Origin of the sequence: Isoptericola sp. NPDC056573, assembly GCF_042793335.1 — a bacterium.
Taxonomy (GTDB): Bacteria; Actinomycetota; Actinomycetes; order Actinomycetales; family Cellulomonadaceae; genus Isoptericola.
This window is the reverse complement of the sequence record NZ_JBHTUY010000001.1, coordinates 510,339-537,169: the sequence shown is the minus strand read 5'-3', so window position 1 is coordinate 537,169 and position 26,831 is coordinate 510,339. Positions and strand designations below refer to the sequence as shown.

At 72.9% G+C, this 26,831-nt stretch carries 17 protein-coding genes; 4 read left to right on the top strand and 13 right to left on the bottom strand.

What is annotated here, in order from left to right; genetic code table 11:
* Positions 1 to 3 precede the first annotated feature (3 nt).
* From ACFQ8E_RS02395 to ACFQ8E_RS02375, 5 genes are all read right to left on the bottom strand, one after another.
* Positions 4 to 2,073: a CDP-glycerol glycerophosphotransferase family protein gene (locus ACFQ8E_RS02395; protein ID WP_430548959.1), complete on the bottom strand. Its 2,070-nt coding sequence runs from the start codon at positions 2,071 to 2,073 to the stop codon at positions 4 to 6.
* Between the two features lie 252 nt (positions 2,074 to 2,325).
* On the bottom strand, positions 2,326 to 3,354 hold the full coding sequence (locus tag ACFQ8E_RS02390) for a sulfotransferase family 2 domain-containing protein (protein WP_430548958.1): 1,029 nt from the start codon (positions 3,352 to 3,354) through the stop codon (positions 2,326 to 2,328).
* A gap of 16 nt (positions 3,355 to 3,370) precedes the next feature.
* Positions 3,371 to 4,684 carry a sulfate adenylyltransferase subunit CysN gene (gene cysN / locus ACFQ8E_RS02385; protein ID WP_430548957.1) on the bottom strand — a complete coding sequence of 438 codons (1,314 nt, stop codon included), beginning with the start codon at positions 4,682 to 4,684 and terminating at the stop codon, positions 3,371 to 3,373.
* A gap of 3 nt (positions 4,685 to 4,687) precedes the next feature.
* Positions 4,688 to 5,590 (bottom strand): sulfate adenylyltransferase subunit CysD, encoded by a 903-nt coding sequence (gene cysD, locus ACFQ8E_RS02380; protein ID WP_430548956.1) that lies wholly within the window; start codon positions 5,588 to 5,590, stop codon positions 4,688 to 4,690.
* The gene (locus ACFQ8E_RS02375) at positions 5,587 to 6,486 is read right to left on the bottom strand and encodes an inositol monophosphatase family protein (protein WP_430548955.1); all 900 of its coding nucleotides are present in this window, start codon (positions 6,484 to 6,486) and stop codon (positions 5,587 to 5,589) included. Before ACFQ8E_RS02375 ends, cysD begins: the two co-directional genes overlap by 4 nt.
* 130 nt (positions 6,487 to 6,616) lie before the next feature.
* On the opposite strand from ACFQ8E_RS02375, the gene ACFQ8E_RS02370 reads away from it, so the two are divergent.
* Both ACFQ8E_RS02370 and cysC read left to right on the top strand, forming a co-directional pair.
* Positions 6,617 to 7,573, top strand: a complete 957-nt coding sequence (locus tag ACFQ8E_RS02370; protein WP_430548954.1) for a sulfite exporter TauE/SafE family protein — start codon at positions 6,617 to 6,619, stop codon at positions 7,571 to 7,573.
* A complete protein-coding gene (gene cysC / locus ACFQ8E_RS02365; protein ID WP_430548953.1) occupies positions 7,570 to 8,859 on the top strand; it encodes an adenylyl-sulfate kinase in 1,290 nt (429 codons plus the stop codon). Before ACFQ8E_RS02370 ends, cysC begins: the two co-directional genes overlap by 4 nt.
* A 24-nt stretch (positions 8,860 to 8,883) precedes the next feature.
* Here cysC and ACFQ8E_RS02360 read toward each other — a convergent pair whose 3' ends face one another.
* The 5 genes from ACFQ8E_RS02360 to ACFQ8E_RS02340 all read right to left on the bottom strand — a co-directional run bounded on the left by ACFQ8E_RS02360 (position 8,884) and on the right by ACFQ8E_RS02340 (position 19,129).
* Positions 8,884 to 11,520 (bottom strand): glycosyltransferase, encoded by a 2,637-nt coding sequence (locus tag ACFQ8E_RS02360; RefSeq protein ID WP_430548952.1) that lies wholly within the window; start codon positions 11,518 to 11,520, stop codon positions 8,884 to 8,886.
* A complete protein-coding gene (locus ACFQ8E_RS02355; RefSeq protein WP_430548951.1) occupies positions 11,513 to 16,597 on the bottom strand; it encodes a CDP-glycerol glycerophosphotransferase family protein in 5,085 nt (1,694 codons plus the stop codon). The genes ACFQ8E_RS02360 and ACFQ8E_RS02355 overlap by 8 nt, the downstream gene beginning before the upstream one ends.
* A 14-nt stretch (positions 16,598 to 16,611) precedes the next feature.
* Positions 16,612 to 16,950, bottom strand: a complete 339-nt coding sequence (locus ACFQ8E_RS02350) for a hypothetical protein (protein WP_430548950.1) — start codon at positions 16,948 to 16,950, stop codon at positions 16,612 to 16,614.
* A 219-nt stretch (positions 16,951 to 17,169) separates the two neighbouring features.
* Positions 17,170 to 18,138 carry an ABC transporter ATP-binding protein gene (locus ACFQ8E_RS02345; protein ID WP_430548949.1) on the bottom strand — a complete coding sequence of 323 codons (969 nt, stop codon included), beginning with the start codon at positions 18,136 to 18,138 and terminating at the stop codon, positions 17,170 to 17,172.
* Positions 18,131 to 19,129, bottom strand: coding sequence for an ABC transporter permease (locus tag ACFQ8E_RS02340; protein ID WP_430548948.1), 999 nt, complete (start codon positions 19,127 to 19,129; stop codon positions 18,131 to 18,133). Before ACFQ8E_RS02340 ends, ACFQ8E_RS02345 begins: the two co-directional genes overlap by 8 nt.
* 165 nt (positions 19,130 to 19,294) lie before the next feature.
* On the opposite strand from ACFQ8E_RS02340, the gene ACFQ8E_RS02335 reads away from it, so the two are divergent.
* On the top strand, positions 19,295 to 20,563 hold the full coding sequence (locus tag ACFQ8E_RS02335) for a CDP-glycerol glycerophosphotransferase family protein (RefSeq protein ID WP_430548947.1): 1,269 nt from the start codon (positions 19,295 to 19,297) through the stop codon (positions 20,561 to 20,563).
* A 121-nt stretch (positions 20,564 to 20,684) separates the two neighbouring features.
* Here the strand turns inward: ACFQ8E_RS02335 and ACFQ8E_RS02330 are convergent, their stop codons facing one another.
* Genes ACFQ8E_RS02330 through ACFQ8E_RS02320 form a run of 3 tightly spaced genes read right to left on the bottom strand, consistent with a single transcriptional unit; the run spans position 20,685 to position 24,210 of the window.
* Positions 20,685 to 21,380 carry an NTP transferase domain-containing protein gene (locus ACFQ8E_RS02330; RefSeq protein ID WP_430548946.1) on the bottom strand — a complete coding sequence of 232 codons (696 nt, stop codon included), beginning with the start codon at positions 21,378 to 21,380 and terminating at the stop codon, positions 20,685 to 20,687.
* Positions 21,377 to 22,675, bottom strand: a complete 1,299-nt coding sequence (locus ACFQ8E_RS02325; protein WP_430548945.1) for a CDP-glycerol glycerophosphotransferase family protein — start codon at positions 22,673 to 22,675, stop codon at positions 21,377 to 21,379. The genes ACFQ8E_RS02330 and ACFQ8E_RS02325 overlap by 4 nt, the downstream gene beginning before the upstream one ends.
* Positions 22,672 to 24,210 carry a glycosyltransferase gene (locus tag ACFQ8E_RS02320; RefSeq protein ID WP_430548944.1) on the bottom strand — a complete coding sequence of 513 codons (1,539 nt, stop codon included), beginning with the start codon at positions 24,208 to 24,210 and terminating at the stop codon, positions 22,672 to 22,674. Before ACFQ8E_RS02320 ends, ACFQ8E_RS02325 begins: the two co-directional genes overlap by 4 nt.
* A gap of 157 nt (positions 24,211 to 24,367) precedes the next feature.
* Between ACFQ8E_RS02320 and ACFQ8E_RS02315 the strand changes: the two genes are divergently transcribed.
* Positions 24,368 to 26,830, top strand: a complete 2,463-nt coding sequence (locus ACFQ8E_RS02315) for a hypothetical protein (protein WP_430548943.1) — start codon at positions 24,368 to 24,370, stop codon at positions 26,828 to 26,830.
* Position 26,831 lies beyond the last annotated feature (1 nt).

The following is a 26,831-nucleotide window of genomic DNA, read 5'->3' as shown; positions in this document are numbered from 1 at the left end:
GTCTCACGACGCTCCCCCGTTCCCCGGGGCCTTCCGGTCGGACCATCGCCGGTCCGTCCACCGCCACCACAGGACCCTGGGGCCGCCCGCCGTGCGCACGGACTCGGCCGCCCGCTCGCAGTTGTGGCGGTCGTGGTATCGAACCGACCGCTGCGCGCGGGCCCAGTGCTCCTCCGGCATCGCGAAACCGTCGGCAGCCGTCGTCTCGACCTCCTCGACCAGCCGGTCGACGTCGGTGACGATCGTCCCCGGGAGGTCCGCGTCCAGGTCGAGGAACGACCCCTGGTCCCCGAAGAACCGCGCCTGGTCGAACTGGAAGTAGAGGACCGGTCGCCGCTGCAGCGCGAAGTCGAAGGCCACGGACGAGTAGTCGGTGACGAGGCCGGCGTGCTCCCGCAGGAGCGTCTGCACGTCGACCTCCCCCTGCTGCAGCACGCGGACCCCCTCCACGTCGAACAGGTCGACGTAGTGCCGCATGTTCGGGTGGAGGATGAACGTCACGCGGAGGCCGTCACGCATCGCCCGCGCGAGGCGCGGGTGGCCGAGGAACTCCTGCCACCGCGCGCGGTACTCGCTGTCCAGGAACCGGTCGCGGTTGCCCAGCCACTCTCGCCAGGTCGGGATGACGAGCAGGCCCTCCGGGTCCCGGTCGAGCGGTGCGAGCAGGTGGTCGAACCGCGGCAGTCCCGTCACCCGCACCTGCGCGGGCCGGTACCCGAACGCGTCGACGGCGACGCGTCGCTCCCGGTCCGAGCTGACGTGGAACCGGTCGGTGGCGAAGCCCGGGGCGAAGCGCCCGTAGTTGGCCGTCATGTTCTTCGTGCCGGAGATCCCGTGGCGCAGGAAGACGCGCACGGCCCGCACCCGGGCGACGACGGCCGGGTGCCGCGACGGCAGGAGGTACTCGGCGTGGTGCGTCCCGGCGATCCGCGAGGCCAGGAACGCCACGCGGACGTGCTCGCGCGAGCCGTGGAGCACGACGTTGCCGAGGCCGTCGAGCCTGGCACGGTCGGGGGCGTCCTCGGCGACGACGTAGTAGGCGCGTCGCCGCGGCTCGTGCTCCCGGAGCCACCGGAAGAGGTGGTAGCCGTTGTCCTGCGCCTTGTACGGCAGCTCCCCGATGAGCCAGATCCCGAGGAACGGGCGGACCAGCGGAAGGATCCAGGCGAGGCGGGTCCATCGCCGCAGGTACGCGTCGGCCTCCGGCGACGTGCGCTCGACCCGCACGGACACGTTGGACCCGCGGAAGGTCTCGTAGGGAAGCAGCTGCGTGACGACGCCCCCGACGACGGCTCGGCCTGGCCGGAGCACGACCGGGTGCGCCCTGGTCCCGATGCGGCGGGCCTGGACACGGCCCTCCGGGTCCTCGACCTCGACGCTGAGGTCCAGCGTCTCGTCCCGGGCGTCGAGACGGGTCACGAGCGCGGACACCGGCAGCGCGAGGGCCCCACGGTGGACGAACCGCCCTCGATCACGACGGGACTCGTCGGGCATCTCCTCGAGGGGCACGTCGAAGTCGTACCGTCGTCCCGTCTCGCGGGAGGCCGCCACCAGCCGGGCGGCACGGGCACCACGATCGGCGCCGCGGACCCGCAGCCGCAGGGCCACGCCGTCGGCGCCCAGGCGCAGCCCGTCCACGTCGATGAGGAACTTGCGCGCCGGGGCGCCTCCCAGGAGCACGCTGAGGTTGCCGTTCTGGGTCACCGCCAGGCGGTCGTCGGCCGCGCCGGCTCCGGACGACCGCGCGACGTCGACCCGCGTCGTCGACCGGAAGTTGCCGAGCCGGACGGGGGCCGGCGCCTCGGCGGTGCCCCGGCGCGAGGCCGCGCCACCCGCGGTCGGCACCGGGTGCAACCACAGGTCGGCGACGTCGTCCCCGGGCACGGAGCGGTGCCGCAGCTCGTCCAGCGACAGCCGCGCCGAGAACGTCTCGAGACCGCTCGCCGGGACCCGGACCTCGACCCCGCTGCCGCGGAAGACCGCCGACAGCTCGCCGACCTTCCAGCCGGGACGCACCGCGGTCCCCTCGACGACGACGTCACCGTCGCGGAGGCCCACCTCGAGGCGCTGCATGCCCGACCCCGCGCCCGATGCCGGGCGCAGGGCACGTGCCGTTCGACGGGCCCATCGACGGAGCCCCCCTCGCCTCACCGCGGCCACGCCGCGCGGACGAGGAGCGCAGGCCTGCACGCGTCGGGGCGCGACGGCGTGTCGCACCCGCGCTCCAGTCGAGCCATCGATACTCCCCACGACTACCCGCGGACACACCGCGGCGGCCACGACAGTCTAGGTCGTCCCCGGCCCGCGTCGGGCGCCCCGGCACCGCTAGTCGTCCGAGCGCGTCACCATGCGCTTCGCCCTGGAGGCGACGCGCCTCAGCGGCGTCCGCGTCGCCTGCGCGAGGCTGTGCTCCAGGTCCCTGTTGGCGCGGACCAGCCCGGCCCGCTCCTGCTTCAGGTCCTTGATCTCGTCGCGCTCGTCCTTCGCGATCCCGTACAGGGTGGCGATCCGCTCCCCGAGGCTGCGGCGCGCGGCGATGTCGCGGAAGTCCGACGCCGACCACCGCGCCGGCTCCTGCATCACGGGGTCGAAGTCCCACCGGTCGCCGAAGCGGTCGACGTCGGCCGCGTAGATCTCCTCGAGCGCCTCGCGCACGCCGCCCTCGAACACCTCGGACGCCGCCTTGAGCGGGGTGTCGTTCTCCCGGCCGAGGGACACCTCGTGCGGGCGCCCGACCTCGTCGAGATGGGCGCTCAGGTCACCGAGCAGCGTGGGGATCTCGCTGATGTCGTAGAGACGCGAGTACGGGATCGTGTCCTCGTGCAGCCGCGTCGACTGGGGCGCGAAGTGCGTGTCGCGGACCGGGCCGCGGGGGTCGCGCAGCACCTCGACGAACCGCGCGAAGTCGCGGACCACGTCCTCGACGGAGCCCGGCGCGTCCGGCAGCCACTCGGCCCCGGCGAACTTCCGCCCCGTGTACACGGGGTCGCCCACGAGGAACTTGGACTGCCACGCCGAGAACGCCCGCAGGCGCGGGTCGCGCACGACCGCGAAGACGAACCAGCCGTTCGCGGGGGAGATCTCCGCCCGCTCGGCCGGCTCGAGCTGCTTGAGCGACCGCACGCCGCGCCAGAGCCGACGGTGGTGGATCATCATGCGCGGCGTCGCCTCGCAGCTCAGCACGCTGGTGAACTGCTCCGGGTCCTGTCCGCTGAGCTCCGCGACGAGCCACTTCAGGCTCGTGCACGCGTTCTTCGCCAGGTGCGTGAACAGGACCTTGTGCTCCGGCAGCACCCAGGTGTTGGGCGCGGTCGCGTGCTCCGCCGTCAGCGGAGCGGTCGCGGTCACGGCCATGTCGATCACCTCGTCCTCAGGCGGTGTGCGGAAGGGTCCCGACCATCCCCGCCGCCACGGTCTTGTTCGTGGCCTCGTCGACCAGGATGAACGCGCCCGTGCGCCGGTTCTGGCGATAGGGGTCGACGAACAGGGGCTGCGTGACGCGCAGCTGGATGCGGCCGATCTCGTTGAGGCGGATCTCGGTCGCGTCCTCGTCGCGGTGCAGCGTGTTGACGTCGACGCGGTACTTGACGTCCTTCACCACGGCGCGCGCCCACCGGGTGGTGTGCTTGATCGCGTACTTCTTGCCCTGCACCAGCGGCGCCGACTCGTCCATCCAGCAGATCTGGGCGTCGATGTCCTGGAGCGCCGCGGGCGAGTTGTTCGGGCGGCAGATCATGTCGCCTCGCGAGATGTCGATCTCGTCCGCCAGCCGCACCGTCACGGACATGGGTGGGAACGCCTCGTCGACCGGGCCGTCGGCGGTGTCGATCCCCTCGATCGTGGTCTCGAGCCCGGACGGCAGCACCCGGACCTTGTCACCCTTCTTCAGCACCCCGCCGGCCACGGTGCCCGCGTACCCGCGGTAGTCGCGTGCGTCGTGCGACTGCGGCCGGATGACGTACTGCACCGGGAACCGCACGTCCTGCAGGTTGCGGTCGCTCGCCACGTGCAGGGACTCCAGGTGGCTGAGCAGCGGGCGCCCGTCGAACCAGGGCATGTTCTCGCTGCGGTTCACCACGTTGTCGCCGACGAGCGCCGAGATCGGGATGAACGTGAGGTCCGGCACGCGCAGACGCGAGGCGAAGTCCGTGAAGTCGCGGCGGATGCTCTCGAAGGCCTCCTCGGCGTAGTCCACGAGGTCCATCTTGTTCACGCAGACCACGATGTGCGGCACGCCCAGGAGCGTCGCGAGGAACGTGTGCCTCCGGCTCTGCTCGATGACGCCCTTGCGCGCGTCCACGAGGATGAGCGCGACGTCCGCCGTCGACGCCCCGGTGACCATGTTCCGCGTGTACTGGATGTGGCCAGGGGTGTCCGCGATGATGAACTTGCGCCGGGGCGTGGCGAAGTAGCGGTACGCGACGTCGATCGTGATGCCCTGCTCCCGCTCGGCCCGCAGGCCGTCGGTGAGCAGCGCCAGGTCGGTGTAGTCGTTGCCGCGGTCCTTGCTGACCTGCTCCACCGACTCGAGCTGGTCCTCGAAGATCGTCTTGGAGTCGAACAGCAGGCGGCCGATGAGGGTGCTCTTGCCGTCGTCGACGGAGCCCGCGGTCGCGAAGCGCAGCAGGTCGGCCGAGGTGTCGATCGCCGGGGAGGCGGTCTCGGTAAAGGTCTCGGTGCTCATGGCTTAGAAATAGCCCTCTCGCTTGCGGTCCTCCATCGCGGCCTCGCTCACCTTGTCGTCGCCACGGGTGGCGCCACGCTCGGTGAGGCGCACGGCGGCGACCTCCTCGACGATCTCGGCACGGGTCGCTGCCGTCGACGCGACGGCGGCGGTGAGGTTCGCGTCCCCCACCGTGCGGTAGCGGACGGACCGCAACTCGGCGGTCTCGCCGTCCTTGAGCGGCGTGAACTCGTTGACCGCGAACAGCATGCCGCCCCGGTCCACGACCTCGCGCTCGGCCGCGAAGTACAGGTCGGGGAGATCGATGCCCTCGGCCTCGATGTAGGCCCAGATGTCCAGCTCGGTCCAGTTGGACAGCGGGAACACGCGGATCGACTCGCCCTGGTGGACGCGCCCGTTGTAGAGGTCCCAGACCTCGGGGCGCTGGTTCTTGGGGTCCCACTGGCCGAAGTCGTCGCGGAAGGAGAACACGCGCTCCTTGGCGCGCGCCTTCTCCTCGTCCCGGCGTCCGCCGCCGAAGAGCGCGTCGAAGCCGTTCTTCTCGGCGGCCTCCAGCAGCACGGGGGTCTGGATGCGGTTGCGGGAGCCGTTCGGCTCCTCCTGCACCAGCCCGCGCTCGATGGCCTCCGGCACGGAGGCGACGACGAGCTGGACGCCGAGCCGCTCGACCCAGCGGTCGCGCGTGTCCAGCACCGACGGGAAGTTCAGGCCCGTGTCCACGTGCATGATCGGGAACGGGATCCGCGCCGGCGCGAAGGCCTTGGCGGCCAGGTGGAGCATGACGATCGAGTCCTTGCCGCCCGAGAACAGCAGACAGGGGCGCTGCATCTCCGCGACCACCTCGCGGAAAATGTGGATGCTCTCCGCTTCGAGGCTGCGGAGCTGGCTCAGGACGTGAGACGTCACGGCTGGGCACCTTCCTTGATGTCGACCCCGACCTCCGTCAGCGCCGCACGCAGGTGCGCCGCCACGGCCGGGTGGCTGACGAAGAGATCGGGGAGCCAGGGGTCCTGGCGGTTGTACTCGAGCGGGGTACCGTCCAGGCGGGTGCACTCGAGGCCCGCGGCGAGGGCGACCGCGACCGGTGCCGCCGAGTCCCACTCGTACTGGCCGCCGGCGTGCACGTACGCGTCCGCGGTGCCGTCCACGACGGACACGACCTTCACGCCTGCCGACCCCATGGGCACGAGCTCGACGTCGGCACGGGCGGCGAGGTCCCGCACGAACTGCGGCGGGCGGCTGCGGCTCGCGGCGAGGCGCAGCGGGCGGCGGCCGGCCAGGACAGCGTCCGTGTCCGTGTCCGTGTCCGTGGCCGTGTCGCCGGCCCGCCGCGGCCCGGCGTCGGTCGTGACGGTGCTGAGGACGGCGTCGCGGGCGGGCAGCCCGACCGCCCCGGCGGCCAGCCGGTCGGAGCGGGCGACGCCGCGGTCCCAGAGGGCGACGTGCACCGCGAAGTCGTCCCGCCAGCGGGCGCCGTCGCCGGCGCGCTCGGCGAACTCGCGGGTGCCGTCGAGCGGATCGATGATCCACACGCGGTCCGCCGTCAGGCGAGCGGCGGAGTCGGCGGCCTCCTCGGAGAGGACGGCGTCGGCCGGGCGTGCGTGCGCGAGCGCGGCGGCGAGCCACGACTGGCTGGCCGCGTCGCCCGCGTCCTTGAGCTCGCCCGCCACGAACGCTCCGCCGGCGGCGTCGACCTCTGCCCGCAGGCCGCGGAGCACCCCACCGGCCCCCTGCGCGAGCGCGACGGCGAGCTCGCCGTCGGGCAGGCCCGGGTCCGGGAAGGACGGGGCGGACGCGGACATGGGACTCCTCGGCTTGAGGCTCTGGACGGGGGCCCGGGCGGGCCGCGGCCGACGCTACCATTCCGAATTGGACGATTCCCCGAGAGTTCACATTGTTGAATTCTGTTTTTCCGATAGGAATGGTGCACTTTTGAGCCTCGACCTCCCGCTGATCGTCGGCGGACTCGTCGTGGGCTTCGTCGTGGGCCTCACGGGCATGGGGGGCGGCGCCCTGATGACGCCGATGCTCATCTTCGTCTTTCGCGTCGACCCGCTCACCGCCGTCTCCTCCGACGTCGTGGCCAGCCTGTTCATGAAGCCCGCCGGCGCCGTCGTGCACCTGCGCCGGCGCACCGTGAACCTGCAGCTCGTGCTGTGGCTGTGCATCGGTTCGGTGCCCGCCGCGTTCTCCGGTGCCCTGCTCATCCGCTACCTGCCGTTCGGTGACGGGTTCGACGAGGTGCTCAAGCAGATCCTCGGGGTCGCGCTGCTCATCGCCTCGGCGGGGCTGGTCGTGCGGGCGGTGCTCGGCATGCTCCAGCGCCGCACCGCGCTCGGCGAAGGACCCGCCGCGCCCAGCAGCCCGGACGTCGTCGTGCGCAAGGTGCCCACGCTGATCCTCGGCGCCGTCGCCGGGCTCATGGTCGGCCTCACGTCCGTGGGCGCCGGCTCGATCATCATCGTGGTGCTGCTCCTGCTCTACCCGGCCCTCAAGGCCTCCCAGCTGGTGGGTACCGACCTGGTGCAGGCCGTCCCGCTGGTCGCGGCCGCGTCGCTGGGCCACATCCTCTACGGGGACTTCGAGCTCGGACTGACGACGTCGCTGCTGGTCGGCGCCGTCCCGGGCGCCTGGTTCGGCGCCCACGTGTCCAGCCGCGCCCCGGGCGGCATCATCCGCCGTGCCCTCGCGATCCTCCTGCTGGCCTCCGGCCTCAAGCTGCTGGGCGCCTCGCTCGGCGTCGTCGTCGCGGCCGCGGTCGGCGCACTCGTCGTCGGCAACGTGCTGTGGATCGTGGTCCGGGAGCGCATCAAGCGGCTCCCGCCCAGGCCGACGCCGCCCGGCACCGTCCCGAACCCCGAGAAGAAGGACACGACGACGCGATCATGACCGAGCCCACGCCCGTGCCCTCCGACCTGCCCGCCGAGCTGCCCTCCGACCTGCCTTCCGTGACCCGCGTCCTGTCCCCCGACGAGCTGGACCTCCTCGAGCTCGCCCTCGCCGGCGGCCCCTGGGTCCCGCCCGCCGGGCTGCCCGCCGGCCCGGCGACGCTCACGGACGCCGAGAACACGCCGCTCGCCGTCGTCGGCGAGCCCGGCGACGAGGCCCCGCGCGCCGTGCGCCCGTTCGCCCGGGCCGCCGGGCCGCACTGGGACCCCGCCCTGCGTCGCACGGCCCGCGCGGTACGTGACGACATGCCCACCGGCCTCGCGCCCGTCGCCGTGGTCGTGACCGAACCTCCCACGCGCTCGGAGGTGGAGGCCCTGCCCGGGCTCGTCGGCGACGCCGGGGCCGTGCTGCTGCTCGTCCCCGCCGCGCGCCGGTCCCCCGCCGCAGGGCAGGTGGGAGCCCCCGGGCTGGTGCGCGTCGCCCGGGACCTCGCCGACGGCTCGCGCCACGCGAGCGTCGTCGTCGTGCCCTGGCCCGCCGACGCCCCGGACGCGCTGCGCTGGACGGACGTCGGCACGCGCTACGGCGCCGTGCGGACGGAGGTGCTCGTCGCGCACCGCTCCCCCGCCGCGCGCGACGCCGTCGCGGGGCTCGGCACGCTCTGGTCCGACGCGGTCGCCGGGCTCTACCCGGAGGTACCGGCGGCCGAGGTGGTGCGCGCCGCCGGCACGGCCCGGCCGCGGGGTGCGGTGGTCTTCTTCACGGGCCTGTCCGGGTCCGGGAAGTCGACCGTGGCCCGCGCGCTGGCCGCCGAGCTGGACGACGAGGGCCTGCACACCACCCTGCTCGACGGCGACGAGGTGCGCCACCACCTGTCCAAGGGCCTCGGCTTCGACAAGGCCTCCCGCGAGCTCAACGTGGAGCGCATCGGCTACGTCGCGTCGCTCGTCTCCTCGCACGGGGGTGTCGCCGTGGCGGCGCCCATCGCGCCGTTCGCGTCGGGCCGCGCCCGGGTGCGCGAGCTCGCCGAGGCCGCCGGCACCTTCCTGCTGGTGCACGTCAGCACGCCGCTGGAGGTGTGCGAGGCCCGCGACCGCAAGGGCCTCTACGCCAGGGCCCGGCGCGGCGAGATCCCCGACTTCACCGGGATCTCCTCGCCGTACGAGGCACCGACCGACGCCGACCTGGTCATCGACACCGCACGGGTGAGCGTCGAGGACGCCGTGGCGCGGGTCCGCGCGGCGCTGGACGCGGCGGGCGGCGACCGGTCCGGCCTGCCCCGCTGACCGCGGAAGCCCGCCGCCGGGGCCTCAGCCGCGCAGCGCCGCGAGGATCCGGTCGCGCGCCTTGCCGTCCCGGTAGGCGAACGCGCGGTCGATGCGCTCCGCGTACAGGTCGGGCAGGGCCCCGAGGACGTCGGCGACGGCCCGCTGGGCCTCCTCGGGGCTCGTGACGACCGGACCGAACCCGGACGTCTCGAACCCCGCCGCCCGGGAGCGGGCGCTGTCGGGGGCGCCGAGCACGGCCTCCCGGTCGACCTGGAGATAGACCGTCGGCCGCCCGAGGTAGGCGAGGTCGAGCGCACGGGCGGAGGAGTAGTCGGTGACGAGGACCGCCGCCGAGGCCAGGGCCGCCAGCAGGTCGTCCTGAGGGACGACCTCCACCCCGGGCGGGGGTGAGAAGACCTCGGGGCCGACCCCCGACGGGAGGACCAGCCGGACGCGGCGCCCCTCCCGGGTGGCGAGAGCGGCGAGCTCGGCGGACTCGAGGAGCTGGCGCCAGGCGGCGACGAACGGCAGGGCGCGGAACTCGTCGACCGCCCGCCCGGCCGAGGCCGGGTCCGACGGCCGCAACGTGCCCGCCCGCCAGCCGGGCAGGACGACGATGTGCTCGGCCGGCGCCCGCAGCTCCTCGAGCCGGTCGTGCGAGGGCAGCCCCGTCAGCGCGACCTCGCTCGGGAGGTAGGCCTGGTTCCCGTAGGGGCCGCCTGCTCGGACGAGCTCGATCGCCGACGAGACGGTGATGAGGTCGGCCTGCGACGCCCAGGAGTCCCGGTGGAGCAGCCTGCCGACCCCGCCGGCGGGCAGCAGCGCCACGCGCCACTCGCGCGGGATCCCCTGCCCCGGCAGCGGGGTGTGGGCGCGCCGTGACATGCGGGACGTGACCAGGAGGTCCGCCCGGCGCAGGAGAGCCGCGTGCTCGGGCGAGCCGGCGGTCACGCACCCGACGTCCGCCCGGCGCAGCCGCGACTCGGCCTCCGACCCCGCCTCGGTCACGAACCGCACCTCGACGTCGGACACCTGCTCCCGCACGTACTCGTAGAGCAGCTCGCTCTGCGACGGCGAGGCGTCGGCGTCGTCGCCCGTGACGAACACCCAGGTCTCGCCGCGCGTGGCCGCCGGCCCGGCAGGCGCGCCGGCCTGCGGCGGCACCGCGGTCCGCACGGATCCCGTCACGGCCCGTGCGAGGCGCCGCCACCGCGCGGCGGCGGGCCTGGGGGCCGAGCCCGGCGCGGGGGTCGGGGCCGGCGACGCGGCCGTGGTCGTGGTCGGACCGGCCTTCGGCGCCGCGGGCTTGACGTCGATGGGCGGCCGTCTCCCGGCACGCTCGTCGACGGCGCCGGCCTTCAGGATCGTGCCGTCGAGATCGAGCGTGAAGCGCGGGTCGGTCGAGGCCAGGCCGACCTCGTCACCCCGCTCCATCCGCACGAGCAGCACCAGCTGGTACAGCCAGGTCTTCCCGAGGAACTCGATCCCGCGGCTCCTGGTCTCGAGGACCTCGGCGTCGCCGACGACGACCTGCAGCTCCGGAAAGTCGCTGGCGCTGCCGTAGACGGCCGCGCGCCACGCGCCCCTCTCGGGGTGCCAGCGCAGCCGCTCCACGGGCGAGGACGTGACCTCCTCGACGGCGGCGAGCCACGCGAACCGCATCTCCAGCGGCACGGCGAAGATGTCGAAGCCCTGGATGTTGGCCGCGCCGATCTGCCGCAGGTTCTCGGTCAGACGCTCACGGATGAGGGCCAGCTGCTCCTCGGAGGCGAGGTCGACGGGGGTGTTCACGCGTCGGTTCCGCCGGAACAGCATGAACACGAAGTACAGCAGCAGGTTCGCCAGCCACGGCGGGCACTCGTCGCCGGCACGGTCGAGCATGCCGCGGTGCGAGATCCCGAACAGCGACGCGTAGCGGGACATGTTGCCGCTGTGCTTGGACACGATCGAGGACGCGTCGGCACGGCGGAGGTAGAAGTACTCCGCCCCCGGGACCAGCACGTACCGCGCGCCGTTGCACAGCAGGAAGTGCCCGATCATGTCGGTGTCGGAGGACTGCAGGATCTGCTCGTCGAAACGGAGGCCGTGGCGAACGATCACGTCGTGGCGGAAGAACGCGACCCCACCGAGCGTGTGGATCTTGCGCGGCTCCCGGTGCAGGTCGACGACCGAGCTGGGGGCGCCGACGTACCGGGCGTCCAGCGTGTGCCCGATCGTGGAACCGTCGGGCGAGGTGAGGATCGCCCGGCCCACGTACATCGTCTCGTCCGGGAACCGCTCCCGTGCCTGCTCGATCTCGAGCAGGTACCGGGGGTCCAGCCGGTCGTCGGGGTCCGGGTGCGAGACCCAGGTGCCGCGGGCCCAGGCGAGGCCCGTGTTCCGCGCCGAGGCCACGCCCCCGTTCTCCTTCGTGACGACCCGGACCGCGTAGTCGGTGGTGGGCATCCACGCCCGCACCACCTCCTCCGAGTCCTCGGGGCAGCCGTCGATGACGAAGATCAGCTCGTAGCCCGCGTGCGCCGCGACCTGCTCGTCGAGCGACCGGAGGAACGCGGGAAGGTACGGGCCGACGCGGTAGCAGGCGATGACGAGGCTCGTGTGGGGTGCCAGGCCGTCCCACTCGCCCTCGGGGCGATTGATGTCCGTCCTGTCGATGTCTGTCCTGTCGATGTCAGTCATCGCGGCCCTTCCGCTCCTTCAGGCCTTCGATCTCCAGCCCGACCTCGTAGATCCGCCTCGAGTTCTCGTGGTCGAAGTAGGAGAAGAACGTCTCGACCCGCTGCTCGAACTCCGGCTCCGGCGCGCAGCCCCGCTCCAGGTAGCGCTCCAGCAGGTCGAGCAGGTCCGACTCCTCCTTCGCGACCTCGCCGAACGCGTCGGTCGCGTAGTCGAACGACGCGGCGGGGTAGTGGGGCGGGATCGAGTCGGGCTGGTAGTACAGCACCGGCTTGTGCATCTGCGCGAAGTCGAACTGGACCCCGGAGTAGTCGGTGATCATGAGGTCCGACCCGGTGAGGAGCTGCTCGTAGCTGACGTCCTCCGTGGCGGCACGCACCTCGACGAGCTCGCTCTGCGAGACGAAGTCCGTCAGCTGCGTCCCGGTGTTGGGGTGGAGGAGGAACAGGAAGCGGTAGCCGTGCTTCTCCAGGGCCGCGTGCAGCCTCGGGCTGTTGATGAGCGAGTGGAAGACCTGGAAGTAGTCGGTCTTCCGGAAGGCGCGGTGGCTGAGGGTCTGCTCGACGCCCCGTTGCGGGCTGTGCAGGTACGTCCGCCAGGTCGGCGCGAGGAGGATCGTCCGCTCCGCCCGGGAACGGAGCCCGTCGTAGCGCGCGAACCCCGTGACCTCGACCTGGTCGGCCTCGTAGCCGTAGTTCGGCTGGAGCAGGTTCCGACGCTCGAGCTCGGAGACCACCAGGACCCGCTCGAAGTTCGAGTACCCGATGTTCAGCAGGTTGTCGAGCTTGTCCACGACGAGCCCGTGGTTGATGTAGACGACGCGCGCGTCGAACAGGTCGCGGAAGTACGTCTGGTCGAGCTGGAACCCGAAGGTGTTGCTCGTCCCGATGCGCGTGGCGAAGACGATCGACGCGTGGAGGTAGTGCAGCCGCTGCCGGTCCGTCCCGAAGGCGAGGTACTCCACGCCGTCGGCGTCGAGCTGCGCCGCGAGGGCCGTGCCCGGCTGGGCCACGTAGTGCGTCTCGGCCCCGTCGCGCTGTGCCTGCGCGTAGCGGTACGCGTACTCGCCGTTGTCGCCGCCCTTGACGATGCGGTCCGCGTACATCCAGATCCTGCGGCCGCGGTAGGCGGGCAGGGTCGAGAAGTACTCGCCGCGGAGCCGTGCGGCCTCGATCCGCACCGGGTCGCCGGACTCCCGCAGCGACCGCTGCAGGTTCTGCTCGGCCGCGTCCCGGGCCGACTCCGAGTAGGGCGCGATGTCGATCCCGCGGCGACCCACCGTCAGGATCCCGAGTCCGGGCACGGCCCAGTACGCCGCGGGCTCGCCGCTGAGCTTGGCGGTCGCCCGCGTGAAGCGGAGGCGCAGCGGGGTGTACCACGCGTCCGACGACGCGTACCGGAACTCCAGCCGCTCCGTGGCCTCGGCGAACGGGACCGACGCCGTGAAGGTGAAGGCGCGGTGGAGCGCGACCCCGTGCAGCGAGGTGTCGGCGTAGCGCTGCCGGTCGGCGAGCGGGATCGAGCGCCCGCCCACGTGCACCTCGAGCCGGTGCCCCGGGTGGTTGAAGGCCAGCGGGATCCGGCCCCTGACCGTCAGGACGCCGTCGCGGGCGGCCATCGAGTCGATCGAGACGGTCACGTCGTCCGGACGCTCCAGCTCCAGCCCTCGGAACTCCGCGAACGGGCCCTGTGCGTCGTGGCCCAGGGCCGGCTCGAAGGCCGCCCCGTGCTTGAGCCGCAGCAGGTGCATGCGCACGATCGGGGACGGGATCCGGGTGGGGCGTCGGGGGGACCAGATCAGCTCGTCGGCCGTGTGCCGCAGCGCACGCGAGAGGACGCGCTCGTAGGCGGCGAGGTCCTCCTCGGCGAAGATGCGCTTCGGCGTGCCGCCGGTGTTGTGCCGGACCCGCCCGGCGAGCAGGTGCACGAACAGGCGCTGGAGGTAGGTGTGGCTCGCGCCGAGAGCGTCCGTCGCCTCGAGGAGGTCCGCCCAGTCCCGCGCGAAGTCGAGGTACCAGTCCCGGGTCAGCACCTCGGCGGACTGCTCGGCGCCGTCGTCGAGCACGCCGTGGGAGCGCACCTCGCCGAGCACGCCGAACCCGCCGCTGATCGACAGCGCGGCGGCGAAGGCGAGGCCGCGCGTGCGCGCGGCCGGGTGCTTCCGGACGGCGGCCCAGAGGATGTCCGCGCGGACGAGCACCGGGCTGGAGCCCACCCACAGCGGGGCGTGCTCGGTGAGGGGCAGCCGTCCGCCGAGGTCGACCTTCGCGTGGAGCGTGTGGCCCGCGGTCGCGTCGGTGAAGACGTGCAGGTCCTCGGCCGCGTCGGCGTCCAGGCGGTCGAACGAGTCCGCCTCGAACTCCACCCCGGCGTCGACGAGGCACAGCCTGTCGCCCGGAGCCAGGCCGGCGAAGACCCCGGCCTCCACGAGCGCGTCGAAGGAGCGGTCCTGCACCGTGCGGAGATCCGCGTCCCGCTCGACCTGCGCGACGGAGAGCCGGGTCCGCAGGTGCGCCAGCGTCCCGTCCTCGCCGACGACGACGTAGCGGATCTTGGTCGTACGGCGCGGTCCCTGGTTCGTCGTGGGGCCGGCCGTCCCCGTCGTGGGGCCCTCGACGCGCGCGTCGGTCGCCCCCGCGCCCGGGAGACGCCGGGCGAGGTCGGGATCGGCGGCCAGGGCCGAGACCACCTCCCCCGCACCGAACTCGGAGTACCGCAGCACCGGGACCTGCTGCACCGTCTCGAGCCCGTCCGGCAGCAGCGGCACCACGTCGTGCTCGCGCGCGAGCCACAACCAGGACTCGGCGGCATAGAGCCGCTGACCCAGCATGTCGGGCACGAGGACGTCGACGCTGTCCAGGAACTCCGCGCGGTCGAGCTGGTCGCTCGGCACCACCGTGATCCCCGCGGCGTCGGCCCGCTCCGCGGTCAGCCGCCGTCCCTCGTCGTAGAACACGACCTGGGAGGCGCCGGAGCCGACGAACACGGACCGCAGGACGTCGAGGTTCCAGTCCGCGAGGTCGACGTGCCGGGGCAGGACCACGCCGATCCTCGGGTGGTCCCCAAGGGCGCTCCGCTCGGCCGCTCGTCCCTGGACGAGCGCGACGTCGACCCCCTTGCCCTGGAGGTACCGGAACAGCTCGGGCGACGAGACCATCCAGCTGACGCGCGCGCCGAAGACGGTCCGGACCTGCTCCTCGCACCAGGCGACCGGCGGGAGCAGGGACTCGTCCGCGCGCCGCACGGTCTCGTCGAGCACGACGTGCACCCGGTCGACGACGATCCCGACCTCGGGCTCGGCGGGGAGCGCGAGGAGGTACTCCGGGTTGTCGACGATCAGGGTGTCGACGTGGGTCGTGTCGCGCCAGCTCATCCACCGGAGCTCGCCCTGCTCGACCGCGTCGGTGATCCGGCGTCGAGGCCTCACGCTGCGCTGGTTACGGCTGGACCGTGGACGGGGCCCGCTCAGCAGGCCGACGGGACCCTCCGTCCCAGCCAGGAGGGAACGGAGCCGGTGGAGGCCGTCCCGAGAGCCTTCCAGGGCGGAGTTCCAGTCGGCCAGCACCGCGTGCGAGAGGCGTTGCGGCGGCTGCTCCCCGCGGACCCCGGACGGCGCCCAGCAGATCGACGGGCGCGCGGCGTCGAGCGTCCACTCGTCGGCGCCCGCGGCGTCGATACGGCTGTGTGCGGCACGGAACTGCGTCATGTAGGCGTGGCGCGCCCCCGACCTCCAGTTCGGCCGGAAGTCGGAGCGGGAGAGCGAGCCGACCTTGAGCTGGATGAGGCCGAGCGGCTCGGGGAGGTTCACCACCGCGGACCTCCCGAAGGCCCGCTTCAGCCGCTCGGAGAACTCGCTGTCCCCGCCCTTGCGCACGTCGTCGAACCGGCCGAGCCGGTCGAGCACGACAGACCGGCGGAACAGGAGCGACGACATGTTGGTCCGGTGCGGCGAGTAGCCCAAATAGGTGACCTCGCCCGTGCCCAGCACCCGCTGGCTCCTCGACGTGGACGCCATCTTGCGCGGGTCCGCGAGCAGCGGGAGGAGCTGTCGCTCGATGCGCTGCGTGTGCGAGACGTCGTCCGCGTCCTGGAAGGTCACGTACTCACCGCGCGCTTCGCGGAGCCCCGAGTTCCGCGCCCGGTAGGCGCCGCCGTTGTGCTCCCGCGGAATCACCCGCACCCGGGGGTCCGTCGCGGCGGCGGCGTCCAGGTGCTCCCGACCGCTCGTGGAGCAGTCGTCGACCACCAGGATCTCGAGGTTCGACCACGACTGGCGGACCAGCGAGTCGATCGTGTGGCGGAAGCCGCGGTCCGGGTTGTAGGTCGGCACGACGACCGACACCAGGGGCTGCTCGTCGCGCGGCACGCTGCACGGCGCGGCCTCGGGGGCCTCGATGCTCGCGAAGACCTCGCCGGCTCCGCCCAGGTCGTCGACGGCGAGCACGAACGGGGCGAGACCGCGGTCCGTGAACGGCTTGTTGAACTGGGCCCACCAGCGCTCGAGCCGGTCGCCGTCGACCGGGGCCGGACCGGCGGCGGTGCGGTCCGCCAGACCGGTCGGACGCACCAGGTCGGTGCGTCCCGCCCACGCGATCCCCTCCTCGGCGGTGGGGAGCGACGCGAGCTCCTCGAACAGCGCCTCGGCACCGGTGAGCACCGCGACCTGGGTGGCGAGCAGCAGCGCCGCCGACGCGCCCGGCTCCCACAGCTGCGACCGGTCGAGGGCCGTGAGCATGACCTTCGTGGCGGCCTGGAGGTGATGCTCCTCAGGCTCGAGCACGCAGGCGAGGAGCGCAGCGGCGAGCACGCGGGGGACGTCCCAGCGCAGCATCTGCTCCCGCGGGACGCCGGACTCGATGGCCTGGCGCAGCGCCTCCCAGCGATGGGCGGTGCCGGTGGCGTCCAGCGCGAGGAGGTCCAGGTAGGCGGCGGAGCGCATCCGGCTGCCGACGGCGAGCGCACGCCAGGGCGACTGCCGGTTCAGCAGGAGGAACTCCTCGGGCGTGAGCTCCCGGAACGCCGGTGCGGGGTCGTCGGGGTGCGCGTGCGCGAACGTCTGGGGCGCTGCGGGGAGGGACATGTCGGTGCCGCGTCCTAGAGGTCGGCCGAGCCCGCTGCGGGGGAGCCGGCCGCGTCCCGCTCAGGCCGCGCGAGCTCGAACGCGATCCGTGCCGCCAGCCGCTCCGGGAGGTGCTCCTCGATCCGCGCGAGACGCGCGTTCACCAGGGCGAGCTCGCGCTCCGTCGCAACGCCCGCCGAGCGCGACGTCTCGGACTCCCTCCGTGCGCCGTTCTGCCCGAGCCGGTAGACGGCCGAGAGCACCTTGCGCAGGAACAGCAGGACGATCGCCGTGCAGACCCCGATCGTGACCAGCACGGCGACGAGGCCCACCCGCACCGGGGCGAGCAGGCACACGAGCACGGCGGCGACCATGCACACCGCCATCAGGGCGACAGCGGCGATCTGGCGAGGCGAAAAAGACATAGTGGAAGACACCTAGCATGCGGTGGACGGTTGACGGACGCTGGCGCGCCATCCCTGTCGAACGGTTCTGACCCTGATCGGCCGACACCGACCGCGGCAGGGGCCGCTCGCGGGCCCATGGTAACCGGTGGGTCCGCCGGCCTCAGCGACCGGGCGGCCTGCCCGAGATCACGGCCCGGCCTGCTTCTTGGCACGCTGCTTGGTGCGGGCGCGCGGACCGACCCCGCCGGCGCGTGCGGACGAACGGGCCAGGCGGTGCGCGCGGACGAACTTGCGGTACTCGGCGAGCACGTCCTCCGTGCCGCCGTCCATGACGAGCTCCCCCTGGTGCACCCAGAGGACGCGGGTACACATCGCCTCGATCGTGCTGATCGAGTGGCTGACGAGGAAGATCGTGCCCGCGTTCTTGCGCACCTCGTCGATGCGGGCCTTGGAGCGGGCCTTGAACGCCGCGTCACCGGTGGCCAGCGCCTCGTCGATCATGAGGATGTCCGGGGTCGCGGCCGAGGAGATCGCGAACCGCAGCCGGGCGCCCATGCCGGAGGAGTACGTCTTCATGGGCATGTAGACGAAGTCGCCGATGTCCGCGAACTCCACGACCTCGTCGAAGCGCTCCTCGACCTGCTTGGGGGTGAGGCCGAGAGCCAGGCCGCCGATCCAGATGTTCCGCTCGCCCGTGAGCTGCGGCATCAGCGCGGCGTTGACGCCGAGCAGCGCCGGCTCCCCCGCCACGTACACGCCGCCGGACCGCGGCGGGATGAGGCCGGTGATGGCGCGCAGCAACGTGCTCTTGCCGGAGCCGTTGATGCCGACGATGCCGATGGACTCCCCGTGCCGGGCGACGAAGGAGATGCCGCGCACGGCGTGCACCTCGCTCACCGCGCCCACGTGCTGCGACGTCGAGCTCACCAGGCGGCGCAGGAGGGAACGCTTCGGCGCCTTGGCCTCGCGCACGTTGTCGGCGCCCTTGGCGGCGACCTGCTTCGCCTTGCCGCCGAAGACGCGGTAGACGATGTGCAGGTCGTCGACGACGAGCACCGGGTCGCCGACGGTCGCGACGGGCTTCGGGCCCTCGAGATCCTCGGGCTCGAAGTCCTCGTCGAGGTCGACGTCGAGATGAAGGTCGGACTCAGTCACGGCCGTACCGCTCCTCTCCGCGCCAGAAAACGATGAACCCGACCACGAAGGTCACGATCGCCCAGCCGGCCGCCCACAACCACATCCACGGGTCCTGCGGCATGGACGGCTCCTGCGTGAGGATCGAGCGGGCCACGTAGAGGAACACGCCGATCGGCTGGTACTCGAGGATCGGTCCGACGATGGCCGCCGCCTGGGCGGGCAGGTCCTTGACGTAGTGCATCACCGGGAAGATCACGCCGGAGGCGTACATCACGAGGCGCAGCACGAAGCCGATGATGTTGTCCAGGTCGGGAGTGATCGCCACGGCGCGGGCCACGATGAACGCGATGCCCGTGTTGAAGATCCACATCAGCGCCACGATGGCCGGCAGCAGGAGCCAGCTCCACGTGACGTGCACCGTCGGGTATGCCGGGAGCAGCCCGCTGAGCAGCACGATCGCGCACATGACCACCAGGGCCGGCACGAGGGTGGTGAGCAGCGAGACCACCTGGGCGATGGGCAGCACGGCGCGCGGGAAGTGCAGCGACCGGATGAGGTTGGTCTTCTGCGCGATCGACCGCGACCCGGCGTGCACCGACTGCTCGAAGAACCGGTACAGGAACGTCCCGATGGTGATGAACGCGATGGTGTTCTCCACACCGCGGTTCGCCCCGAGCAGGATGCCGAAGATCAGCACGTAGACGGTCGCGTTGAGGATCGGGTTGAGGACGGCCCACAGCTGGCCCAGATAGTTGTTCTGGTTCTTGGAGTAGGCCGTCGCGGTGCCGAGGACGCGGATGAACGCCCAGCGGGAGGCGACGTCGCGGATGTACTTGCCGAGCGGCGGGCGCACGCCCATCTGCTGCAGCCCGAACTGCTCCGCGATCGCCCGTCGCTCCTGCGACGTCGTGGCCGGCACGAGCGGCTCCGGCGGGCGGAGCGGGTCACGACCGGGCTCCGGCTTCCCGCGGTCACCCGAGGTGGCGTCCGTGGTGGTGTCGGTGGTCACGTAACTTGCATACCCGTCTTTCGAGGTACGGCCAGCGGCTGCCGGGCCCTGTCGATAGTACAGCGGCGAGGTGTGCGCTCCTCTCGCCGACGCCCCCTGGGGAAGGCCCCAGGACGCCGTGGAATACTCGTCGCGCCACGGGACCCCGCCACCAGGAAGGCACGGATGTCGCACGTCACCCCACCGCAGCAGCCCACGATCACGGACCGCGTGCGCAAGCTTGCCGCACAGATCTTGCTGAGCGCGGGTTCGCGCGTCAAGCGGGTCGTGACCAGCACGATCGCCGGTGAGGAGCCCGAGCACTCCCCCGAGCTGGACGGCCTGCCCCGGTTCCCCGTGGTGGCGTACTTCGCGGACACCCCCAACCAGGCGTACCAGCTGCAGCAGTGGCTGCCCGTGCTCGAACGCGTCGCCGCGGAGCACCCCGTGGCGATCGTCACCCGCCACTGGGAGCTCACCGAGCAGCTCCGCGAGACCACCGACCTGCCCGTCCTCTTCGTCCGGCGCCTGGACGGTCTGCGCCGGCTCTACGAGCAGATCGACGTGAAGACGGTCGTCTACGTCAACAACGGCTGGCGCAACTTCCAGTCGCTCATCTACCAGCGGGCCCTGCACGTGCACGTCAACCACGGCGAGTCCGACAAGGTCTCGATGGTCTCCAACCAGGCCAAGGCCTACGACCACGTGGTCGTCGCCGGCCAGGCCGCGGTCGAGCGCCACCGGCGCGCCCTCATCAACTTCGACCTCGACACGCTGGTCGTGTGCGGTCGCCCGCAGCTCGACCTCGACGTGGCCTCGGCGCTCGCGCCGGCCGAGGGCCGCCGGACCGTGCTCTACGCCCCCACCTGGTCCGGCGAGGACGAGGCCAACAACTACACGTCCCTCGACCTGTACGGCACCGCCGTCGTGCGCGCGCTCCTGGACCGCCCGGACGTCCGGCTCGTCTACAAGCCGCACCCCCGCGTGCTCACCGCGGAGGACCCGGCGGTCGCCGCGGCCCACGCCGAGATCGTGCGGCTCGTCACCGCCGCGCGAGAGGCGGGCGCGCCGCACGAGCTGCCGCTGGAGGCCGACATCCTCGGCCTGTTCGAGGACACCGACCTGCTCGTCACCGACATCTCGTCGGTCGGCCTCGACTTCCTCTACCTGCGTCCGGGCGTCCCGATCGTCCTCACCGACCGCCGCACCGACCGGGCCCGGATCGTCGCCGAGGCCCCCGTCGCGAGCGCCGTCGACATCGTGGACGGCGACACGGTGGGCGACGTCGGCACGCTCCTGGCCGCCAACCTCGCCCAGGATCCCCACCACGACGCCCGCGAGCGCGTGCGCGACCACTACTTCGGGTTCGCGCGCGGCGACAGCAGCCGCCGGTTCCTGGAGTTCGTCGCGGACTGCGTCGCACGCCGCGACGCCATGGTCGACCAGGCCGGCTGAGCCTGTCGGCACCCGCGACGGGGGGGACGACGGAGGGGCGACGACCTGCCGGTCGTCGCCCCTGCACAGAGCCGGGCCCGTCGAGCCAGGCCCGTCGAGCCAGGCCCGTCGAGCCAGGTGCTCAGAGCTCCTGGTTCGCCCGCTCCAGGTCCTCGGCGAAGTCCACCTCGACCGCGTACAGGTCGGAGATGTCCACCGGCAGCACCTTCACGCCGTCGTGCGCGATGGCGAGCTCGAGGCCGCCCTCGAAGTACTCCTGGTCGTCGACCTCGTCGAGGCGCTGCAGCAGTTTCGCCTTGTCCTGGGCGGCGACGTAGTTGATCCCCACGGCCTCGCCGAGCGCACCGTCGCCGACCTTCTTCGACAGCTCGTTGATGTAGCCGTCGTCGTCGACCGTGTACTTGACCTCCTCGTCACCGACGGAGGACGTGTTGACGCACACGAACGACCGGCCCTCGTCGATGAGGGGCTGCACGCGGCGCAGCACGTCCGGGTGGAAGACGACGTCGCCGTTCAGCCAGAGCACGCCGCGGTCCCCGGTGACCCGCAGGGCGCGCAGGAGGCTCTTCGATGTGTTCGTCTGGTCGTACACCTCGTTGTACGTGAAGGCGACGTTCGGCGCGGCCTCGAGGATCATCTCGAGCTTGAAGCCGACGACGATCAGCACCTCGGCCTCGCGGCCGTAGACGGAGCGGAGGTTGCCGAGCTGCTGGGCGAGGATCGTGCGACCGTCCCGCAGCTCCGTCAGCGGCTTGGGGTGCGGCCGGCCCAGGCGGGTCCCCATGCCCGCCGCCAGGATCACTGTCTGGATGCTCATCGCGTTCCTCTCTCGTTACCTGTCGGTGCGGCGCTCGGCGCGCCGTGGGCCTCGACCCGGGCGACCTCGCGGTCGCGGATCTGCATGAGGCGCTCGCACGCGGCGACGAACCGCCGCGTGGAGGCGCCGGGAGTCGTGTCGCCGAGGTAGTGCTCGCGCAGCGCGTGGCGCCGGTCGCGCGTCGGGTCCTCGGAGAGCTCGCGGTCCACGGTGGCCAGCACGTCGCCGAGGGCGGCGACAGGCAGCGACGGCGCGAGTTCCAGCAGCGGGCTCGCCGCGATGATCACGTCGCCGACCGGCCGGGTCACGACGATCGGCTCGCCGGTGGCGAGCCAGTCCATCGCCACGCCGGACACGTCGCAGACCAGGAGGTCGGCCGCCGCGAACGCCGGGGCGACGTCCCCGTGGGTGTCGGTGCCGTGGGCAGGGCCCTCGGCGGGGGCGGGCGCGCCGGCCAGGTACGCCCTGATCGCCTTGTCGGCCTCGCCGTACGCCGCGACCCGGACCCCGGTGAGCGGGTGCGGGCGGTAGAGCACCCGGTACCGGCCCGACTCCACGAGGGCGCGCACGATCGCGAGCCCGTGCGTGGCCACCGTGCCGTACTCCGCGGACGGCTGGCCGCCCTCCCACGTGGGGGCGTACAGGACCGTGGGCAGGGGCCCGCGCGGAGTCCTCGCGCGCAGGCGCAGCTGGTCGTCGAGCTGCGGGCGGCCCACCGGCACGCACCGCTCGTGCGCGTCGTACAGGGTGCTGAACCGCGCCATGCGCTCGACCGCGGCCTGCCCGGCGACGAACGAGAAGTCGTACGCCTTGGTCTGGTTCGACACCGTGACGAGCTTGTCGCTGTCGCCGTGCATCAGCGACGCGTGCACGAGCTGCCCGAAGCGCAGGCAGGTGAAGTTCTGCGGGTTGTGGTTGACGTAGAGCGCGAGCTTCGTCGGCGAGCGGCCGAGGACGTCGTCGAGCGTCGTGTAGTGCGCCACGGTGCGCACGTCGAGCCCGCTGTCGCGGCGGATCGCGCGCGCCGTGCGGGAGTCCTGGGTCACGACGACCACGGGGTGCTCGGCGTGCAGCGCGCGGAACGTCTCGTACCACTGCTCGATCTGGTAGAGCGCGTCGGGCGTGTCGGCGAAGTACACGAGCACCTCGTACGGCCACGACGTGCCGAGGAGCTCCTGGTCCTCTCCCAGTCCGTCCGGCATGCCGCCGGGCAGCAGCCCCAGCCGCCGGATGGCCTTGCCCCCCAGGGACCGGATCCGTCGGCGCCACGTGGCGCCGCGGGGTGTGGCGGTCAAGGCCCCTCCTCAGGGTGTAGGTGTGCGGTCCGGTGTGGTCGGCGACCGGCGCGTCGCAGCATACCGGCCACCTTCCGCGCGGCCCGGGACAGCGTGGAACGCCGGTACCGCGGCGGGCCGGCAGGCCGGCCTGCGGTCCGCGGAGACACCGGCCGACGACGGGCGACGTCCTCGAAGACCTCCGCCCACCGTCCGACGACCGCGACGTCGGAGTACCGCTGCGCGGTCGCGACCGCGGCCTCGCGCATGCGGCGCACGACGTCGTCGTCGAGCGACACGAACCGCACGATCGCCGCGGCGAGCGCGTCGACGTCGGCGTCCGGGACGAGGAAGCCGTCGACGCCGTCGGTGATGATGTCGGCGGGGCCGTAGCGGACGTCGAACGCGATCGGCACGCAGCCGCGCGCCATCGCCTCGGCGAACACCAGCGGCAGCCCTTCCGCCCTGCTGGTGAGGAGCAGGAACGAGGCGTCGGCGAGGCGGTCCGCCGCGCCCGTGACGTACCCGTGCAGCGTCACGCCGGGAACCTTCGCCGCGCGGGGCTCGAGACGCTCCCGCTCCGGTCCCTCGCCGTAGACGTCGAGGGTGAGCGGCAGGCCGCTGCCGGCCCTCGCGCGGCGCAGCCCCGCGATGGCGTGGCCGACCCGCTTGCGGCGGCTGAGGCTGGCGAGCATCACCCCGCGGTAGCGGTCGGCGTGCGCGGGCAGCGCGCCGTCGGGCAGGTCGGTGCTGTTCGGCACCACGTACGTGTTGTCCCGTGCGCCCACCCGGTCGTGGACGTCGCGCCGCTGCCCCTCGGTGAGGAACACCACCGCGTCGTAGTCCCCCACGTGCTCGATCATCGGGGCACGCGTCCCGGCGAGCGGCCCGTGCGCGTCCGTGGCCGCAGCGGTCAGGTGCGCCCCGTGCACCAGGTGCAGCGTGTAGATCCCCTTGATCTCGAGGTTGGCGAAGAACTTGGTCAGCGCCTTCGAGTCGACGACGACGTACGTCGGACGCTCGGTCAGGACGGTGCCGACCCAGTGCCGGTACAGGGCCCACACGGTGGACCACCGGCGCCCCGGGCGCCCGTCGCCGGTGTAGAACCTGACCTCGCGACCGGTCGGGGTGCTCTCGTCCACCGCCGCGACGGAGCCGTCGGGCCGGAAGTGCAGGTGCCGCGTGGTCTCCCCGCTCCTCTCCAGGCGCGCCCGCTCCCCCGGCGCTCCGCGCGGGAGGTCGGGGCGCGGGGCGGCGCCGGCGCGCGCCCCGACCTCCTCGTCCGACATCGCGCGGACGTCGGCCCACAGGTTGTGGAGCGTCACGCCCGGCACGAGCTGGCCACGCTCCTCGAGGCGGGCACGAGCCGCGTCGAGGTCGAGCGCCGGGTCGAAGGTGAGCACCCGCACCGGCGCCCCGCCCTGTTCCACGAACGCCCGGGAGCGCCGGAGCAGGGCCGACGTCATCCCTCCGAAGTCCGCGGGGATCGACCAGGTCGCGGCGGCATGCCCGCCGTCGGGCAGGCGGGTCGTCGTCGGTCCGTGGCTGTGGGGCACCGGCCCATCGTAGGGTCTGAGGTTCACTCGGTCCTTCTTCCGCGGCGCCCCTCCGGACACGGGGCCGCCCGCGGTGGACGGACGAGACGAGGCCACTGTAATCCGAGTCGTCCGATGTAGTATCGGCCGGCCCGTCGTCCCGGAACCGGAAGATCTGATGCCCTCTCGCCCGCTGCACCCTGCCACCCTGCTGCGCGGCGCCCGCCGCGCTCTGCGCGCCGCGCTCGGACGGCCGGAACCCTCCGCCCGGGAAGTCTTCGCCCGGACGCACCCGGTGGTGCACGAGGTCCGCGGCCTCCTGCACGCCAAGGACCTCAAGGGCGCGCAGTCGCGCGTCGACGAGGCCCTGGCCGCGCCGTCCCCCGGCCCCGACGCGCTCGTCGCGGGCGGCCTGGTGGCGCACCGCCGCCACCTGCACGAGCGGGCGCTCGACCTCTTCGACCGCGCGGGCGACGCACTGGCCGTGGCGCCCGTGCCCTACGTCGAGTCGCTCTTCCGCGTCGACCCGCAGCGCGGGCTCGCCCTCGTGCGCACCTGGCTCGACGGCGCCGGCGCGGCCCCGGGCGCTCGGACCTGGCACGCGGCGCTGCGCTACGTCTTCGCGCACGGCGACGACGCCCTGCGGCACGCGGTGCACGACCGGTTCGTCGCGGCGTACCGCGGGAACGAGGAGCAGTGGCCCGGCGGCGCCGCCGAGGTCGCGTGGCTCGAGCGCTGGCGCGGGGCCGACCGGCACACCACCGCACCGGCTCCCGGCACCCGCGTGCCCTTCGCGGTGATGGACTACGTGCAGCCGGGCAAGGGGAAGTCGTCGCAGAACATCGGCGACCACGTGCAGACGCTGTCCTCCCTCGGGCACGTCGTGCGCCGCCAGAACCTGCGCTTCCACGGCCGGGACGACCTCGTCGGCCTCGCCCAGGACATGCAGGAGCGGGTGCGCCCGGAGCTGCGGCTCGACGGCGAGGCGACCGACGTCGAGCTCTACCGGGTGGACCGCGACGGGTCGTCGTTCCAGTCGTTCCCGGAGGGCACCTGGCTGCTCGAGTTCGGCTGGCACTCCCACGACCTGGCGGGCACCGGCGTCTGGGACTTCCCGATGCACGAGAACCTGCGGCCGATCTTCGTCTCCTTCCACTGCAACAAGCGCGGGCTGCTGACCCCCGAGGTGCTCGACTACCTCCGCGCCCACGGCCCGGTCGGCTGCCGCGACTGGACCACGGTCGACCTGCTGCTGTCGCTCGACGTGCCGGCCTTCTTCTCCGGCTGCCTCACGACCACCGTCAGCACCGTCTTCCCCGAGCTCGACCAGCGCCCGGCGCCCGCCACCGTGTACGTCGACGCCGTGCGCGAGCCCGTGCCGGACGGGCACGACAACATCAAGCAGAGCTACCGCGAGGTGAAGGACCGCACGTTCGTGGAGAACATGCGCGAGGCGGTGCGGCTGCTCGAGTGGTACCGCACGTCGTTCACGCACGTGGTGACGAAGCGGCTGCACTGCTACCTGCCCACGACGTCGTTGGGCCTGGACGTCGACTTCCAGCCCGCGAACTTCGCCGACGTGCGCTTCAGCGGTCTGCACCCGCTGGACCACGACGGCTTCGAGGCCATCCGCACCGGCATGATCGCGCGGCTCGAGCCCGTCCTCACGGCGGTCTTCGAGGGCCGCGACGCCGAGCACGTCTACGCCCTGTGGCGGGAGACCGTCGCACCCGAGGTCGAGGCGGCCCGGGCCCGGCACGCCGCGGCGACACCGCTGCCGGCGCTCCCCGCCGCTCCGGCGACGGTGGCCGCCCCCGCCGCGGTCACGGCCCCTGCCGTGGACGGCGCCGTCGACGTCGTCCTCCTGCCCCGGCGCCCCCAGCTCCCCCACGTCGCGGAGGCCGTGCGGGCGCTCGACTCGTCCGCGTCCGTGCCGCTGCGCGTCTGGCTCGTGGGGCCGGGCGTCGCCACGCTCAGCCTGCCGGAGCTCTCCGAGCGCACCTCCGTGCACCGGGTGCCCACCACGGCCCTGGACGTCGGCTCGCTCGGCCTGGACTCGTCGCAGCGGGCGCACCACGTGCTGCTGCCGCACCTGCTCCCCGGCGTGGACCGCGCGGTGGTGCTGCCCGTCGACGCCGTCGTGCTGGACGACGTCGCGGAGCTCGCGGCGGTCGACCTGGGCTCCACGGCCGTCGCGGCCCGGCACACGTCGCACGCCGACCCGAGCGGCTTCGGCCTGCTGTACCGGGCGGCCCGCCGCCTGGACGACGCACCGGCGACGGCGTACGACTTCTACCGCCGCATCCACGCCCGGCACGTCTTCGACTTCAACGCGTTCGACGCCGACGTGCTGGTGCTCGACCTCGCGCGGCTGCGGGCCGACGGGTACGCGGCGGAGTCGCTCGTCGCGATGCGGGAGTTCCGGATCGACGCGCGCGAGGCCCTGCACCTGTACGTCGGGCCGCACCGCACCGAGCTCGACGCGGCCTGGGACCACGTGCCGACGCGGGACCTGCCGGACGCCCCGGCACGGCTCGTGCACTGGGCCGACCCGACCAAGCCGTGGGACGACGCCTACGTCGCGCGTCAGGAGCTGTGGCACGAGCGGGTGACAGGGTCCGTGCACCCTGCCGCTCGGTAAC